The 16925-nt window shown below is 29.6% G+C and carries 14 protein-coding genes; 7 read left to right on the top strand and 7 right to left on the bottom strand.

Annotated features, from left to right (window positions below; genetic code table 11):
• The first annotated feature begins 53 nt into the window (after positions 1-53).
• The 4 genes from EGM88_RS04975 to EGM88_RS04990 all read left to right on the top strand — a co-directional run bounded on the left by EGM88_RS04975 (position 54) and on the right by EGM88_RS04990 (position 6721).
• On the top strand, positions 54-443 hold the full coding sequence (locus EGM88_RS04975) for a hypothetical protein (protein WP_123896867.1): 390 nt from the start codon (positions 54-56) through the stop codon (positions 441-443).
• A 160-nt stretch (positions 444-603) separates the two neighbouring features.
• Complete coding sequence (locus EGM88_RS04980) at positions 604-4920, top strand: CusA/CzcA family heavy metal efflux RND transporter (protein ID WP_123896868.1); 4317 nt, start codon at positions 604-606, stop codon at positions 4918-4920.
• Positions 4921-4932: 12 nt separating this feature from the next.
• Entirely contained in the window at positions 4933-6060 is a 1128-nt protein-coding gene (locus EGM88_RS04985; RefSeq protein ID WP_123896869.1) for an efflux RND transporter periplasmic adaptor subunit, read from the top strand.
• Positions 6061-6157: 97 nt separating this feature from the next.
• On the top strand, positions 6158-6721 hold the full coding sequence (locus EGM88_RS04990; RefSeq protein ID WP_123896870.1) for a DUF3575 domain-containing protein: 564 nt from the start codon (positions 6158-6160) through the stop codon (positions 6719-6721).
• A gap of 76 nt (positions 6722-6797) precedes the next feature.
• On the opposite strand, the gene EGM88_RS04995 is transcribed toward EGM88_RS04990, so the two are convergent.
• From EGM88_RS04995 to EGM88_RS05025, 7 genes are all read right to left on the bottom strand, one after another.
• Positions 6798-7532, bottom strand: a complete 735-nt coding sequence (locus tag EGM88_RS04995) for an SDR family oxidoreductase (RefSeq protein ID WP_123896871.1) — start codon at positions 7530-7532, stop codon at positions 6798-6800.
• A 9-nt stretch (positions 7533-7541) separates the two neighbouring features.
• The gene (locus EGM88_RS05000; protein WP_238988381.1) at positions 7542-8300 is read right to left on the bottom strand and encodes a peroxiredoxin-like family protein; all 759 of its coding nucleotides are present in this window, start codon (positions 8298-8300) and stop codon (positions 7542-7544) included.
• 24 nt (positions 8301-8324) lie between these two features.
• A complete protein-coding gene (locus EGM88_RS05005) occupies positions 8325-9125 on the bottom strand; it encodes a haloacid dehalogenase type II (protein ID WP_123896872.1) in 801 nt (266 codons plus the stop codon).
• A gap of 36 nt (positions 9126-9161) precedes the next feature.
• A complete protein-coding gene (locus EGM88_RS05010) occupies positions 9162-9764 on the bottom strand; it encodes a TetR/AcrR family transcriptional regulator (protein ID WP_123896873.1) in 603 nt (200 codons plus the stop codon).
• A 287-nt stretch (positions 9765-10051) separates the two neighbouring features.
• Complete coding sequence (locus EGM88_RS05015) at positions 10052-11593, bottom strand: glycine--tRNA ligase (RefSeq protein ID WP_123896874.1); 1542 nt, start codon at positions 11591-11593, stop codon at positions 10052-10054.
• Between the two features lie 98 nt (positions 11594-11691).
• Positions 11692-12597, bottom strand: a complete 906-nt coding sequence (locus EGM88_RS05020; protein ID WP_123896875.1) for a hypothetical protein — start codon at positions 12595-12597, stop codon at positions 11692-11694.
• Positions 12598-12683: 86 nt separating this feature from the next.
• The gene (locus EGM88_RS05025; RefSeq protein ID WP_123896876.1) at positions 12684-13241 is read right to left on the bottom strand and encodes a class I SAM-dependent methyltransferase; all 558 of its coding nucleotides are present in this window, start codon (positions 13239-13241) and stop codon (positions 12684-12686) included.
• A gap of 51 nt (positions 13242-13292) precedes the next feature.
• Here EGM88_RS05025 and EGM88_RS05030 point away from each other — a divergent pair, with 51 nt between their 5' ends.
• From EGM88_RS05030 to EGM88_RS05040, 3 genes are all read left to right on the top strand, one after another.
• Positions 13293-13979 carry a ComF family protein gene (locus EGM88_RS05030; RefSeq protein WP_123896877.1) on the top strand — a complete coding sequence of 229 codons (687 nt, stop codon included), beginning with the start codon at positions 13293-13295 and terminating at the stop codon, positions 13977-13979.
• A gap of 33 nt (positions 13980-14012) precedes the next feature.
• Positions 14013-15611 carry an Ig-like domain-containing protein gene (locus EGM88_RS05035; RefSeq protein ID WP_123896878.1) on the top strand — a complete coding sequence of 533 codons (1599 nt, stop codon included), beginning with the start codon at positions 14013-14015 and terminating at the stop codon, positions 15609-15611.
• Between the two features lie 168 nt (positions 15612-15779).
• Entirely contained in the window at positions 15780-16922 is a 1143-nt protein-coding gene (locus EGM88_RS05040) for an Mrp/NBP35 family ATP-binding protein (RefSeq protein ID WP_123896879.1), read from the top strand.
• The last annotated feature ends 3 nt before the right edge of the window (positions 16923-16925 follow it).

A 16925-nucleotide genomic window follows, 5' to 3' on the forward strand; every position in this document is an offset into this window, starting at 1 on the left:
TTATGTGAAAAATGTTACATACTTTATTTTAAAAATAAGTAAATTTGTAGTCAATGGCTAAAGTGTTTTCCATATTATCCTCATGTTTAATCCTTTTTCAAAGCTTTAATATAAATATTGAAGATGTCTCTAAATTTAAAATATTGTGGGAACATGCTGAATACCATCAGAAAACTTATGGAGATTCTTTTGTTGATTTTTTGATAGAGCATTACAGTTCTAGTGATTTATTAAATGGTGATGAGCATCAAGAACATAAGAGTTTGCCTTTTAAAAGCAGTCATCATAGTTGCCAACACCTAAATCCTCCATTTACTTTTGTTGCTTCAAATTTCGATTTAAATTTTACACCTTTTGTAGCTATTCCTTTTAACTTTTTTTATAAAGATTCTATTTCTTATTTTGAGAAACCTTCTGTTTTTCAACCTCCCAAACACTTATAATTTAAAAGTTAATTTTTTTATTATAAACCTCATTTCTTTTAGAGCAATTAAAATTAATAATTGAAGGTGTCTGATTCTCATTTTTAATGAGAGTATTGATTTAAGTCATTTCTTTTAAAGCTAATTAATCATAGCTTGTTCTACTTTATTAAAAATAATTATGTTAAACAGAATTATAAAATTCAGCTTAAGTAATAAGCTGATTATCCTACTTTTTATAACTTTTATTATTGGTTTTGGAATTTATTCCTTAAGCAAAATACCAATTGGAGCTGTACCCGATATTACAAACAATCAGGTACAAGTAATTACTACATCTCAAAATTTATCTACTCAAGATGTTGAACAGTTTATTACATATCCTGTTGAACTTGAAATGGCAAATTTACCAGGAGTAGTAGAAATACGTTCTATTTCAAAATTTGGTTTATCCGTAGTAACCATTGTTTTTGAAGACAATATGGGAACTTATTTACCTAGGCAACTAATTGCTGAAAAAATTAAATCTGCATCCGAAAAAATACCAGAAGGTTTTGGTACACCAGAAATGGGTCCAATAACAACTGGCTTAGGCGAAATTTATCAGTATGTTTTGGATGTAAAACCGGGTTTCGAAGATAAATATTCGACCACTGAATTACGTACAATTCAAGATTGGATTGTAAAAAGGCAACTTTCTGGTATTCCAGGTGTAGTTGAGGTTAATACATGGGGAGGCTATCTTAAACAGTATGAAGTAGCAATTAACCCAACAAAACTTAATGCTATGAATATAGCTATTAGTGATATATATACCGCATTAGAAAAAAACAATAGTGTAGCCGGTGGTGGATATATAGAAAAAGAGAATGAAGCCTTTTTTGTTCGAGGTGAAGGATTGGTCAAATCATTGGAAGATATTGAAAATATAGTAGTTAAAAATACAGATAGCAATCCTATTTATATAAAAGATATTGCTACCGTAAGATTTGGTAGTGCTACCAGATTTGGTGCTATAACGGGTAATGGAGAAGGAGAAAAGGTTTTAGGCCAAATAATGATGCTTAAAGATGGAAATTCTAACGAAATTATTGAAGCGGTAAAAGAGCGAATAGCTTCCATACAAAAAACGTTACCAGAAGGGGTTTATATTAATGGGTTTTTAGAACGTAGTGAACTGATTGGAAAAACCACATTTACAGTCGCTGAAAATCTTATTTTAGGTTCGCTCATAGTTATTTTTGTAGTGGTATTATTATTAGGTAATTGGCGTTCTGGACTGGTAGTAGCTTCTGTAATTCCATTAAGTTTATTATTTGCTATTTCTTTGATGTATCTATTTGGAATTGATGCAAACTTAATGAGCTTAGGAGCAATAGATTTTGGAATAATCATTGATGGGGCTGTAATTATTGTTGAGTTTATTGCTTTTCAAATTACTTCTAGGCGTAGCGAAATTTTATCTTTATCTAATAAAGAAAGACAGACAGAAATTGATCAAATTACTTCTAATGGAGCATCAAAAATGATGAACTCAGCTATTTTTGGTCAATTTATAATTCTTATAGTTTTTATTCCAATATTATCACTGAGTAGTGTAGAAGGTAAAATGTTTAGACCCATGGCTTTAACGTTTAGTTTTGCTTTAATTGGGGCTATGTTATTTTGTTTAACCTATGTGCCTGTAATAGCTTCTTTATTTTTAAAGCCAACAAGACATAGTGACAAAAATATCTCGGTAAGATTGATAAAATTTATAACAAAATTGTATAACCCCGTTATTAATTGGGCTCTTTTTAATAGAAAAATGGTTATAGTATTGTCAATATTGCTATTAGGGATTAGTGTATTGATTTTTAGTAAGATGGGAGGAGAGTTTGTGCCTACTTTGGATGAAGGAGATTTTGTTATTCAACCTGTTTTAAAAACAGGTACATCCTTAAGTAAGACTATTGAAACAACTACAAAAATAGAACAAATTTTATTAGAAAAGTTTCCAGAAGTTGATCAGGTGGTAACTCGTATAGGTGCAGCAGAAGTACCCACAGACCCCATGTCAATGGAAGAGAGTGATGTTATAATCAAGTTAAAACCTAAAAAGCAATGGACTTCAGCATCAAGTAAAGATGAATTGGCAGATAAGTTTAAAGAAGCTTTAGCAGTAATTCCAAATATGGATGTAGAGTTTACTCAGCCTATAGAGATGAGATTCAATGAGTTAATTACAGGAGTTAGGGCAGATGTTGCTATTAAAATATTTGGAGAAAATTTAGATGTCTTATCAACAAAAGCTGATGAAGTTAAAGCTTTAATAGCAAATGTAGAAGGTGCTTCCGATATTATTGTCGAAAAAATAGACGGTTTACCTCAAATGAGTGTCACATTTGATAGAAGAAAAATTGCTAGATATGGATTAAATATTTCTGACTTAAACCAAATTATTTCTATGGGGTTTGCGGGTGAATTATTGGGTAGTGTTTTTGAAGGAGAAAAACGTTTTGATTTGGTTTTACGGTTTGATGAAAATCATCGTAAAAATTTAGAAAACCTTAAAAATTTATACATAGATACGCCTAATGGGTTTAAAATACCTTTGAGTGAGTTGGCAGAAATTCAATATTCTAATGGTCCAGCCAAAATTTCAAGAGATGATACAAAACGGCGTATCGTGGTTGGAATTAATGTCCGAAATAGAGATTTACAGTCAGTAGTTGACGATATTCAAGCTATTGTAAATCAAAATTTAAAATTACCTGCGGGATATACTATTACTTATGGAGGGCAATTTGAGAATTTGCAAAGTGCTAAAAATCGCTTAAAAATCGCAGTGCCTGTAGCTCTCTTGCTCATTTTTATATTGCTTTATTTTGCCTTTAATTCTGTTAAAGAAGCTCTATTGGTATATTCAGCCATACCACTAGCGGCTGTTGGAGGTGTTTTATTACTATGGATACGGGGTTTGCCATTTAGTATTTCTGCAGGAGTTGGTTTTATTGCACTTTTTGGAATTGCCGTACTTAATGGAATTGTATTAATCGAACATTTTAACGAATTAAAAAAACAGGGAATATTAGATGTTAAAGAACGAGTTATACAAGGAACAAAAGATAGATTACGTGCAGTTTTATTGACAGCAATGGCAGCTGCATTAGGTTTTTTACCTATGGCGGTTTCAACCAATGCAGGAGCAGAAGTGCAAAGGCCATTAGCAACAGTGGTTATTGGAGGATTGATAACTGCTTCCTTTTTAACATTGGTAGTTTTACCTGTTTTATATGCTTGGTTTGAAGATAAAAAAGAAATAAAAATGAACAATAAAAGAATAACAACAATACTTCTTTTGCTAATTTCATTAGGCATAAATGCTCAGCAAAACTTGTTAACTGCTGATAAAGCTTTAGCATTAGCAATAGAAAATAATGCAGAATTAAAAGCTTCTTCTTTAATGGTTGATAAAAGCGATATACTTATAAGAAGTGCTTTTGATTTTGATAAAACAGCAATTTATTATAGTTACGATGAAAGTAATTTAGGCACAAATAATTTGCCATTACACGTTTTTGGTATTCAGCAAAATTTTAAGTTTCCAACGGTATATTTTTCAGATAAAAAACTAGGTAAAGCAGATTACAAATTACAGCAATCTAATTATAACATCAAGTTAGAAACTCTTAAGCGAAAAGTTTATAGTGCTTATTACAATGTGGTTTATGCTAAAAACAAAAAAGAGTTATATCAATTTGTTGATAGTTTGTACGTTAATTTTTCAAAATCTGCAGAGCGAAGATTTGAATTGGGGGAAACTAATTATTTAGAGGTGATTACGGCTCAAAGTAAGCAAAAGCAATTACAAATCTTGTATAAACAAGCAACACAAGAGGTAATTAAGATGAATGAAGAGTTAAAAGCTTTAGTGCAGGTTGATAGTGTTAAGGTTCCTAGTCAGCCCCTTAGAAAATTAACATTGCTAAATGTCTCTATTGAAAATAATGTGGGACTAAGCTATTATAATAATGCAGAACGTTACTATAATGCGTTGCAAAAGAGTGAAAAACAAAGGTTATTACCTGATTTAAGTGTAGAATACTTTCAAGGTTCAAACGAGGCATTAAATCAACAAATGATTGGATATCAAATTGGGATTAAAATACCATTATTATTTGGAGGAAAAATATCTAAAATTAAAGCCACTAAACTTGAAAAGGATATAATTAAAGAAGAACAATCCGATTTCAAATCGAGGTTGTTTACAAGTTATCACAAATTAATGGCAGAACTTAATCAATATGGTGAAGCTGTTAATTATTATGAAAATCAAGGAAAGAGACTTTCAGAAGAAATTATAAAAACAGCCGAACTCAGTTTTAAACATGGCGAAATTGACTTTTTTCAATATATACAAAGTTTAGAGACCGCTAAAGATATTGAATTAACTTATTTAGATAATCTGAATAAATACAATCAAACAATAATTGATATAAATTATTTAACCTTATAACAAAAATAGAAAATGAAAAAAATATATATACTTATAATTATCCTTGCTTTTATTTCTTGTGGTACTTCTGATAAACAAGAAAATGAGAATTTATTAACTTCTAAAGATAAAAATGTTGTTACGGTGACTAATACTCAATTTAAATTGGAGAAAATGAAGTTAGGTAAGTTATCAGAACAAGAGTTTAGCAACGTCATAAATGTAAATGGAATAATTGATGTTCCTCCTCAGAATAAGGCTAACGTCAGTACTTTTTTAGGAGGTTTTATAAAAAACACGCCTTTATTGGTGGGTGATGAAGTAAAAAAGGGACAACTGTTAGTGACCATAGAAAATACAGAATTTGTAGAGCTACAACAGCAATATGCAGAAATAACGGAACAGCTTAATTTCTTAAAGTCTGAATATAATCGACAAAAAACCTTGTATGAAGAAAATATTACTTCTAAAAAAAATTATTTAAAAGCAGAGAGTTCTTATAAAAGTGCATTGGCAAAATCTAATGGGCTACGACAAAAATTAAAGATGATGAATATTAATCCCACCTCTGTTGAACAAGGTAATTTTACTTCACAAATTAATTTATATGCTCCAATTAATGGTACAGTATCAAAAGTAAATGTAAATAATGGATCTTATGTGGCTCCTTCTGATGAAATTTTAGAAATTGTAGATAGAGATCATTTGCATTTAGAGTTGACAGTCTTTGAAAAGGATATCCTAAAAATAAAAAAAGGACAATTGGTAATGTTTCAAATACCAGAAGCCTCTGATAAAATATTTAAAGCAGAGGTGCATTTGGTTGGTAATACAATTAATGAAACTAATAGAACTGTAAAAGTTCATGCTCATTTAGATGATGAACATGCCAATTTGATAGTTGGTATGTTTGCTGAAGCTAAAATAATTAATAATTCTAAAATAAGCTCAGCTTTGCCAACTGAGGCTGTAGGATCTATTGGAAATGATTATTATGTGTTGGTACTTCATAATAAAGATGCTAATAATTTTACTTTTGAAAAAGTAAAATTAGAAATAGGTAAGCAAAATGAAGATTATATTGAAGTGTTGAATTCTAATGATTTAAAGGGGAAAGAAATATTAGTTAGAGGAGCTTTTATGTTATTGAATGAAGGATGATTTAATTCTAACCACACGATATAATAAAATGAGAAGCAACCTTTTTAATTTTTTTCATCTATAATTCGTATTGAGATGTTTAATGTAAAATCATTTAATGAAAAATTTAATAGTAATTGTCTTTTTATTAGTTACAGGAATAATATTTGCACAAAATGATAACGTACTTATAAAAAAGAATGAAATAAAAGGCAATGCCTTTAATATTATAGTTTTTAAAGCGGCTGACTTTTCGTATGAATACTTGATAGATTCTGAATCTTCTGTTGGAGCTTCCATTTTAATAAATTTACAGGACAGTGATTCTGATAATGGACCTTACTATAATGAGGAGTTTGCTTTTACACCTTTTTATAGAAGGTATTTTTCTAGTAAATATGCTTGGGGATTTTTTTTAGAAACCTTTGGTATGATAAATGTTCAAGATGAATATGATAGTTTTTACTATGATTATGTTCCTTATCCAGAGGCAACTATACATAGTGATGGAAATTCAACAAATGTTGCCTTAGGTATTTCTATTGGAGGTAAATTTGTTAGTGAAAAAGGCTTTGTATTTGAGTTTTTTGGTGGTGCAGGTAGAAATGTTTATCAGTCTGATGAAGTATATTCAACTGAATTAGTTCCTAGGTTAGGGGCTTCTTTTGGATATCGATGGTAAATTTTATTGTAATTAAATGTTTAAAATACTAGGCCTTCTCATAAATTATTAATAAAAAGTGAAACCCTAGTTTTAATTATATCATAGCTCCATTAGCACCAATTACTTGACCTGAAATCCATTTAGAATCATCACTAGCTAAAAATAATACAACTTTTGCAATATCAATTGGTTTTGCCAATCTGTTAAATGCATTCATTGAGCTAAGTTTTTCAATAAATTCAGGTGTTTTTCCTTCTAAAAATAATTTTGTTTCTGTGGCACCAGGAGCAATAGCATTTACAGAAATTCCTCTACCAATCTCTTTAGAAAAAACACGAGTCATTTGTTCAACAGCTGCTTTTGAGGCAGAATAGAGGGCATAGTTGGCAAACATTAACTTTACAGTACTAGAAGATACGTTAATTATAGTTCCATGATCTGCTAGTTTTAAGTTAGCTTCTTGTAAGGCGTTAAAAACACCTCTAACATTTACGTCAAAAATTGTGCTAAAATCGTCTTGAGTGTTTTCTTTTATTTTTTTAGTTATTAGTATTCCAGCATTATTAATTAAAACATCAATTTTACCAAAAGATTCTATACTCTTATCAAATAAAAACGTCACTTGATCTCTTTTACTTACATCAGCTTTAATCGAAATAGCAGTACCTCCATTTTTAGTAATTTCGGCTACAGTTTCTTCTGCTTCAGTCTGATTTCTTGAATAATTTACAACTATTTTGGCTCCGTTTTTAGCTAATAATAAAGCAATTTCTTTGCCAATTCCTCTAGAAGCCCCTGTAACAACAATTACTTTGTTTTCTAATCTCATAATAATTTTTTATTTATTTTCTTTTAAAAATTCAACCAAATCTTTGGGTTCGGCTCTATTTCTGTAATCGGCATCTAAAAATGCATATTTAATAACTCTATCTTGTCCAATAATATATGTAACAGCGAGAGGTAATTCACCTTTGTCATTGTTGTTATAGTTACTTAATCCAAAACTGTTTTCATAGGCTTCTTTTACATCATCAGTTAATTTAAAGACTACTTTATATTGACGAGCAACTATATTGTCTATATCGCTTAAAACTTCAAATTGTAAATCGTGTTTTTCTTTTGTAGAAATAGAATTATCAGGTGTTTCAGGAGTTAATGCCAACAGATTAGCATTATATTTTTTAAATTCAGAAAGTGATTCTTGCATGTAATGCAGTGTCATATTACAATAAGGACACCATCCTCCACGATACCACATTAAAATAACAGGTCCTTTTTTAAGTTCGTTATATAAAGTTACGTTTTTACCAGAAGCATTTTGTAATGTGAAATCTATGGCAGTATCACCTACTTGTAAAGCGTTGCCAACAATATTATTTTCTTTTACTTTTTCTAATCCTTCAGCGTAAATTCTCTTTTTCTCCACTGAGGCTGTTTTTTCAAAATTTAATTTACGATTGTTTAGTTCGTTTTCTAAAGGTCTTTCTATACTGTCGGTTTTCATAATATTATTTTTTGCATTTTCTTTCTTCACATCTCCGCAGCCTATTAATATTATAAAGGGTAGTGTAAATATGTAAAGTGTTCTATTTTTCATGATGTATTGTTTATATTTTAAAAGTTATTTAAGAGCAATTAACTTTTCTGCAATTAACGATAAATCAGACTCGTTAATTTCAGGAGAAGGAGATAGTGGATAAAGTTGAGCACCAGGTCTATTAATAAAAGCAGCCCTCCAATTTGCCCATAGAGCACCTGCAATATCCCAGCCATGAGCTGCCACAAGCATACATTCAGTAGGATTTATATTCATTTTACGGGCTGCCCAATCATAAGTATCTACATGAGGTTTAAATTTCCCAATATCTTCTATACTTAAACGATAGTCAAATAAATCAATAAGTCCAGCATTTTTAAATTGTGTTTCAACACCTTTGTTTGAAGAATTTGTAAATGAAACAAGTTTATATCCTACTTTTTTTAATTCTTCAAGAGCTTTTTTTACTTCGGGATGGGCGGGTAAGGAGCGTATTGGTCCTAGAATAGCTTCTTTAGCTTGAGTTTCTGTTAACGAAATATTGTTATTTGATGCAACCATTTGTAAAGCAGCAGCACCAATTATTCCAAAATCTTTATATTGTCTTGCCACTGTAGATACCAATGAATATTGCAACATTGTGGTAAACCATAAGGGTAATAAATCGCTACGATTACCTAAAGCTTTTCCTACACTTTTTTTCATTGCTGTTAAGTCAAGTAATGTTTCATTTACATCAAAAAAGAGAACTTTAGGTCTTTTTAATGTTGTTCTTTTTGTATGCTCTTTACTTGAGTTTTTAGCATAACCGAATAGAGGTACTGAAGCCCCTGTTACACCGATAATTGCTGTTTTTTTAATAAAGCTTCTTCTGTCGTTATTCATTTTTATAAGTTGAGTTAAACTATTAATTGTATTAAATTAAGGCTTTAGCCGAGTTAGATATAACGAGAGGCCAGAAATGTATTCGTCAATTATACGATCATCTGAATATAGTTTTCTTATACCTCTAATTCCTTCAAAAGCACTTATTAAATAAACGGCTACGGCTGTACTTGATATTTTTTTATTGATTGAATTCTCTTTTTTTCCCCGTTCTATTAATTGTATTAGGGTCTCTTTCCACTTTTCAATAATATTTTTTAAAGCGTTCTGATAGGCCAATTCATAATCGCCTATTTCATTTATAAAATTATTCATAGGACAACCATGCGTTTTGTCATATAATGGAAACGATTTTATTCTATTTAAAAAAGTAGATTGCAATAGTTGTAAAGCATCCCCTTTTTTAGTTAAGGGTAAAACCATACCGTCATAGACGCGTTGTTGTATTTTTAAGGTTATAACTTCGAGTCCTAATTCTTTTTTGTTTTTATAATGGTGATAAAAAGCCCCTTTAGAAAAAGGTGTAGCTTTCATTATTTTATCAATACTTGTGGTTTTAAACCCATTTTCATAAAACAATTCAAAGGCTTTATCAACAATATGTTTTTTTGTAAGCTCTGATTTTATATTCTGTTGCATAGGACAAATATACAACTAAAAACATTCTATATAGAATGTTTTTAGTTGTTTTTGAAATAAAACAATTTTAAATATAAAATTTGGTCTAAATAAGATGCTATAAATGTTAGATTTTCAATTGTTTAAGGTGGGGTGATAGGAGGTTTAATTGATAATGCTATTTTAATAATGAGGAGCTTTAAAATTTAGTTAGGATGTAAGGAGATTAGTTAATAAAAAAACGCAATAGAATTTTCTATTGCGTTTTAAAATTTTTTAAAAGGGCGTTAGTTTTTTAAGTATACTTATTACATTTTTTGTAACCACTCTTTAACATCTACTTCCTTTTTTATAATATTACGGACTTCTTCAATTTTTACACGTTTTTGTTCCATAGTATCTCTATGTCTTATTGTAACTGTATTGTTTTCTAAAGTGTCATGATCAACTGTTATGCAAAAAGGAGTTCCATTGGCATCTTGTCTTCTGTATCTTCTCCCTACGGCATCCTTTTCATCATAAACAACATTGAAATCCCATTTTAAATCATCTACAATTTTTTTAGCAATATCAGGCAGTCCATCTTTTTTTACTAAAGGTAAAATAGCAGCTTTATTAGGTGCTAAAACAGCAGGTAATTTTAACACGGTCCTGGTAGTGTTATTATCAAGCTCTTCTTCAACCAAAGAATTAGAAAAAACAGCCAAGAACATTCTGTCTAAACCTATTGAAGTTTCAATTACATAAGGTACGTAACTTTGGTTATCTTCATGGTCAAAATATTGTAACTTTTTATTTGAGAATTTTTCGTGCTGACCTAAATCAAAATCTGTACGAGAATGAATTCCTTCTAATTCTTTAAAACCAAAAGGAAATTTAAATTCGATATCTGCTGCAGCGTCGGCATAATGAGCTAATTTTTCATGGTCATGGAAACGATAATTTTCCTCACCCATTCCTAATGATAAATGCCATTTTAAACGAGTTTTTTTCCACTGTTCATACCATTCCTTTTGAGTACCAGGTTTTATAAAAAACTGCATTTCCATTTGTTCAAACTCACGCATTCTAAAAATAAATTGTCTTGCAACAATTTCATTTCTAAAGGCTTTTCCTGTTTGAGCTATCCCAAAAGGAATTTTCATACGTCCCGTTTTTTGAACATTTAAAAAGTTAACAAAAATACCTTGAGCAGTTTCTGGACGCAAATATAAATCCATTGCAGTATCTATAGATGCTCCTAATTTAGTGCCAAACATCAAGTTAAATTGTTTTACGTCAGTCCAGTTTCTAGAACCAGTTAACGGATCAGCTATTTCTAACTCTTCGATAAGGGCTTTAACATCAGCTAAATCTTCATTTTCTAAAGATTTACCCATTCTAGAAAGAATGGTGTTAATTTTTTCTTGATAACCTACAACGCGTGGGTTAGTAGAGATAAATTCTTCTTTGTTAAAGGCATCACCGAAGCGTTTTTCAGCTTTAGCAATTTCTTTATTTATTTTTGTTTCTATTTTAGCACAATAATCTTCTATTAAAACATCAGCTCTATAACGTTTTTTAGAATCTTTATTATCAATTAAAGGATCGTTAAAGGCATCTATATGTCCTGATGCTTTCCAAGTAGTTGGATGCATAAATATTGCGGCATCTAAACCAACAATATTATCATTTAATTGCACCATGGCTTTCCACCAATAGTCGCGTATATTGTTTTTTAACTCTACTCCGTTTTGAGCGTAATCATATACAGCACTTAAGCCATCATAAATTTCACTGCTTTGAAATACATAACCGTATTCCTTAGCATGTGAGATTACTTTTTTAAATTGATCATCTTGTTTTGCCATGATGCAAAAATAGCTAATTAAAAATATTATAAAAATAAAAAAGTGTAAATAGTATTACCTATTTACACTTTAATTTATAATTTAATTATTTTGATTTTTTACAAACCTAAAAATGCATCTTTTAATTCTAATTTTGTAGCTCCTACAATGTTTCCTTCTACATATACTTTAACAGTATAATTACCCTTTATAAATTTTTGAGGTATTTTTTCTACAAACAATACAACATCTCTATCTACATTTTTATAATCTATAACGTCCATGTCAGTATATGGTAATTCTTTACCATCATTAGTAGTAAAAGTACCTTTTTCGCTAAGTACTTTTCCAGTAGGATTTTGTATAATAATATGAGCAGTTTTTTCTCCAGGAGTAGCAATTTCATTACCTTCTAATCTAAAAGATACACGAATTGCCTCAGCTTTTTGAGCTTTAGTAGTTTCAGCATATTTACCATTACCTCTTAATCTCATAGCAGTAGCAGCTACAGAGTTAACTCTTAAAGCCCCACCAATTTTAACTTTTTCTGAAAGGTCCATGTTTTGAGCTAATAAGGTGTCATTGGCATTTGTTTGCTCAATTAATTTACCAGTAATACTATCTCTTTGAATGGTCAAATCATTATTAACAAGAAATAAAGAGTCAGCAACGCTCATTAATCTTTCGTTTGTTTTTTCTAATTCAGCTATTTTATTTCGGTAACGTCTTATTAAAGACCAATTTGTTTCTTTTAAATTTTTTACGGAATCTTTAAATGCAATTATTCTATCTCTTTCAATTGATAATTCCTCGGCCATTGAATTATTTTGTGCAATTGCTGTATCGTATTTTTCTTCCATAGCAGTTAAATTGCCTAATATTTGTTCTTTTTCTTGTTTTAAGAACTCTTCAGAAGCTTTGAACTTTGAATTTGTACGTATAGTATATACGCCTAACCCAACTAGCAATGCCAATAGTATGCCAATTATAATTTTTTTGTTTGAAGATGATTTTTGTTCTTCCATAATAAAAATAATTAAAGTTTTAATTTAGAGTTTGTTAAATACTTATCTAAGCAAAACGCAAAATTAGAAAAATATTGTACACAGTATTAATTTTTTTTGCATTTGTAAATAAATGCTGGTGGTAAGTTTCTTATTTCAAAATCTAAATCTACTTGATTGTACATTTTCTTTAATTTTCTATAATAAGTTAAGCTGTATTGATATTGTAAGAAAGCTCCGTTGTTGTCAAGTTGATTATAACTTTCTGTTAGAATTTTACACGATATATTATCGGGAATATTTGTTAACGGCAAACTAGATATAAAATAATCAATACTAGTAATATTTAAATTTTTACAAACAGACTTAATGTTTTCGCAAGATTCATTTAAAATGGTAAGTCTTGGATCTTTAATTTTTTTTAAATGTTCTACAAACTTATCATTAATTTCAAAACAAATAAGTTGACTATCTTTTGATAATTTTTTTAAAATTTCTTTAGTAAAATTACCATTACCAGAACCATATTCTACAATAACATTAGTTTTTGAAAAATCTACTTCTTTTAGCATTTTTTGTATCAAATATCTAGAACTTGGAGCTACAGTCCCTGAAGTTTTAATATTCTTAATGGCTTCTTTTATAAATGCTTTTTTTGTCTGCAATATTGTATCTTTATTAAAATAACTGTTAAATTCACAAAATATTTGTCAAAGATGCAATTTTTTCGAGATATTTATTACTTATTTTTTCCTAAAGTTTGTGTTTGTTGCCTAGAGCAATTGATGCAAAATGAGTTAACCTTATGTTTAAATTGTAGATTTGAACTTCCATTAACAAGTTTTGTTAACGAAGAAAATAACAAAGTTGAAAAAGCCTTTTATGGGCGTTTGCCTATAAATTTTGGCACCGCATTGTTTTATTACAAAACAAAAGGTGTGTCTCAGCAATTAATTTATCAGTTAAAATATAAAGGTCAACAAGATGTAGGTACTTTCTTAGGAAATTGGATGGGAGAAGAATTTAATAACAGTAAAAGATTTCCTAAAATTGACTATATAGTACCGGTGCCGTTACACAAAAATAGATTAAAAAAAAGAGGGTATAATCAACTTACAAAATTTGGACTCTGCATTTCAGAAAAAATAAATGTTCCTTTTATTGAAGGTATTTTAACACGTAAATCAAAAACAGAAACTCAGACATTAAAACACCGTTTTGAACGATGGAAAAATGTTCAAGAAATATTTCATGTAAATAATCTATCTTTTTTTGATAATAAGCATATATTATTAATAGATGATGTGTTTACTACTGGAGCTACCTTAGAGGCCTGTGCCATGCAAATTTTAAAATCAAATAATGTAAAAATAAGTATTGCAACAATGGCCTACACCGAATAGAATATTTCTTTACTTTTGCAACAAATTATAACTATGAGGAAACAGTTTTCTGTGCTTATTGCGTTTTTATTTTTAGTAATAATCTTTACTGATTGTGCGAAAAGAGGAAGACCTACAGGTGGTGATAAAGATGAAGATGCACCACTTTTGGTGAAGTCATTTCCTAGAAATTACAGTACAAATTTTAATGGCAATGAAATAAAATTAGTGTTTGACGAATTTGTAAAATTAAAAGATGTAAACACTCAACTTATAGTCTCACCACCTTTAAAGAATCTACCTATGATTAGTCCATCTGGTACTGCTAGTAAAACAATTACCATTAAAATTTTAGATACTTTAAAAGAAAATACGACCTATTTATTCAATTTTGGTCAAAGTGTTGCTGATAATAATGAAGGCAATGTGTTTAATAATTTTAAGTTTGTTTTTTCTACAGGTCCCATAATTGATTCTCTTGAAATAAGAGGAAACATTACAGAAGCTTTTCAAAAAGAACCTGGTGATAATGTTACAGTAATGTTATATGAAATTAACAAATCATTTAATGATTCTATTATATATAAAGAAAAACCTTATTATGTTGGCAATACTCTAGATTCTACATTATGGGAAATTACAAATATAAAGGCAGGAGAGTACTTGTTAATGGCCTTAAAAGATGTATCAAGAAATTACACTTTTAACCCAAGAGAAGATAAAATAGGATTTGTAAAAGAGACAATTACCGTACCAACTGATAGCGTATATAGTATTAATTTATTTAAAGAGATAATTCCATACCGATTAACACGACCATTTGAAGTTTCTAAAGGGCATATTATGTTTGGTTACGAAGGGGAAGCTGATAGTATAAAAATACAGCCGTTAAATGTAAGCGATAAGTTTATTAGTAACACTAGTTTTGAAAAAGAAAAAGATACAATAAATTATTTTTTTAAGGGATATAGTGCAGATTCTATTCAGTTCAAAGTAGAAAATAAAGGTAAATTAGATACGGTTATGGTAAGGTTGAGGTCTAAAGATACGGATTCTTTGCAATTTAAACGCTCTCCTTTAAATGATGCTTATTTCTCAAATAACTTTACATTGCTAAGTAATATACCATTAATGTCTGTTGATTCTTCAAAAATCAATTTAATTGATAAAGACTCGATTTCTGTAAATTATAATTTTAAATTATCTGAAGATAAAACCGAATTAATTTTAGACTTTGTTAAAGATTATGATAAAAAGTATGCAATAGAAATATTACCAAATGCCATAACAGATTTTTTTGGACAAACTAATGACACGTTGAAGTATAGCCTTATTACTAAAAAAGAAATTGACTATGGAAAATTATATGTGACTTTAAAAGGAGTTGAAAGTTATCCTATTATTGTGCAATTGCTTACAGATAAGGAAAAAATAGTCAAAGAAATTTATGCTGCGGAAACACAAACATTCAATTTTATAAATTTATTACCTGGAAAGTATATGTTAAGAGTTATTTACGACGAGAATAGAAATGGAAAATGGGATACAGGTAATTTCTTACAGAAAAGACAACCAGAAAAGGTTATTTATTTAGAATTTGACAGAGATGTGAGAGCCAATTGGGATTTAAATGAAAGCTTCACATTAGAATAATTTTTTACTAAAATTTTATGAATTTAATACATTCTTAAAGAAAAATGTATTTATAATTATTTGGTCCAGTCACCTGTTAATATTCAGTATTTTGTTTATCAAAAAATCCTTTATTTATTTAATTCAATACCCTATCTTTGTAATTTAGAATGAATATAAAGAAGCGAGATGAAATTCAGTAAAGAAGACATATATAAAGCTCTTGAAACTATTACTGCACCTGGAGAAGGTAAAAGTTTAGTAGAGAGTAAATCAATAGGAAATGTTGTAATTTTTGGTAATGAAGTAGTTGTAGATGTTATTATTAGTAATCCTTCACTTCAAGCCAAAAAGAAAGTGGAAGTGGAGATTATAAAAGCAATTCACGATCATGTTTATCAAAAAATTGATGTTAAGGTAAATGTCAAGGTAAAAGTAGCAGAGCCAGAAAAAAAGCAACAAAATGTAATTAAAGGTAAAAAAATAGATGGGATACAAAATATTATAGCCGTAGCTTCTGGTAAAGGAGGAGTAGGTAAATCTACAATTACTGCTAATTTAGCCATTACTTTATCAAAAATGGGATTTAAAGTAGGAGTTTTAGATGCTGATGTTTATGGTCCGTCAATGCCAATAATGTTTGATGTTGCAGATGAAAAACCAATTGCTGTAAATGTAGACGGTCGTTCTAAAATGAAACCTATTGAGAATTATGGCGTGAAATTATTATCATTAGGCTTTTTTACTCAACCTAACCAAGCTGTTATTTGGCGTGGGCCTATGGCTTCAAAAGCCTTGAATCAGTTGATTTTTGATGCAGATTGGGGCAATTTAGATTTTATGTTAATAGATTTGCCACCAGGCACTGGTGATATCCATTTATCTATTGTACAGGCTGTTCCAATTACAGGTGCTGTTATTGTGAGTACACCTCAAAATATTGCGTTGGCTGACGCTAAAAAGGGTGTTGCTATGTTTGAGCAGAAAAATATTAGCGTTCCCGTTTTAGGAATAGTTGAAAATATGAGCTATTTTACACCAGCAGAACTGCCTGATAATAAATATTATATCTTTGGTAAGAATGGTGCTAAAAATTTAGCAGAAGATTTAAATACTGCTTTTTTAGGAGAAGTGCCTTTAGTTCAGAGTATTAGAGAAGGAGGTGATGTTGGACATCCAGTAGCATTGCAAAATAATACACCTTTAGAAGATGCTTTTATACATCTGACTAAAAATATGGTTACTCAATTGGTTAAACGCAACGATAGCTTGCCACCAACTGAAGCGGTAAAAATAACAACTATGGCGGGGTGTAGTGCCGTTAATAAATAGAAA

Origin of the sequence: Aureibaculum marinum (genome assembly GCF_003813905.1) — a bacterium.
GTDB classification, from domain to species: Bacteria; Bacteroidota; Bacteroidia; order Flavobacteriales; family Flavobacteriaceae; genus Aureibaculum; species Aureibaculum marinum.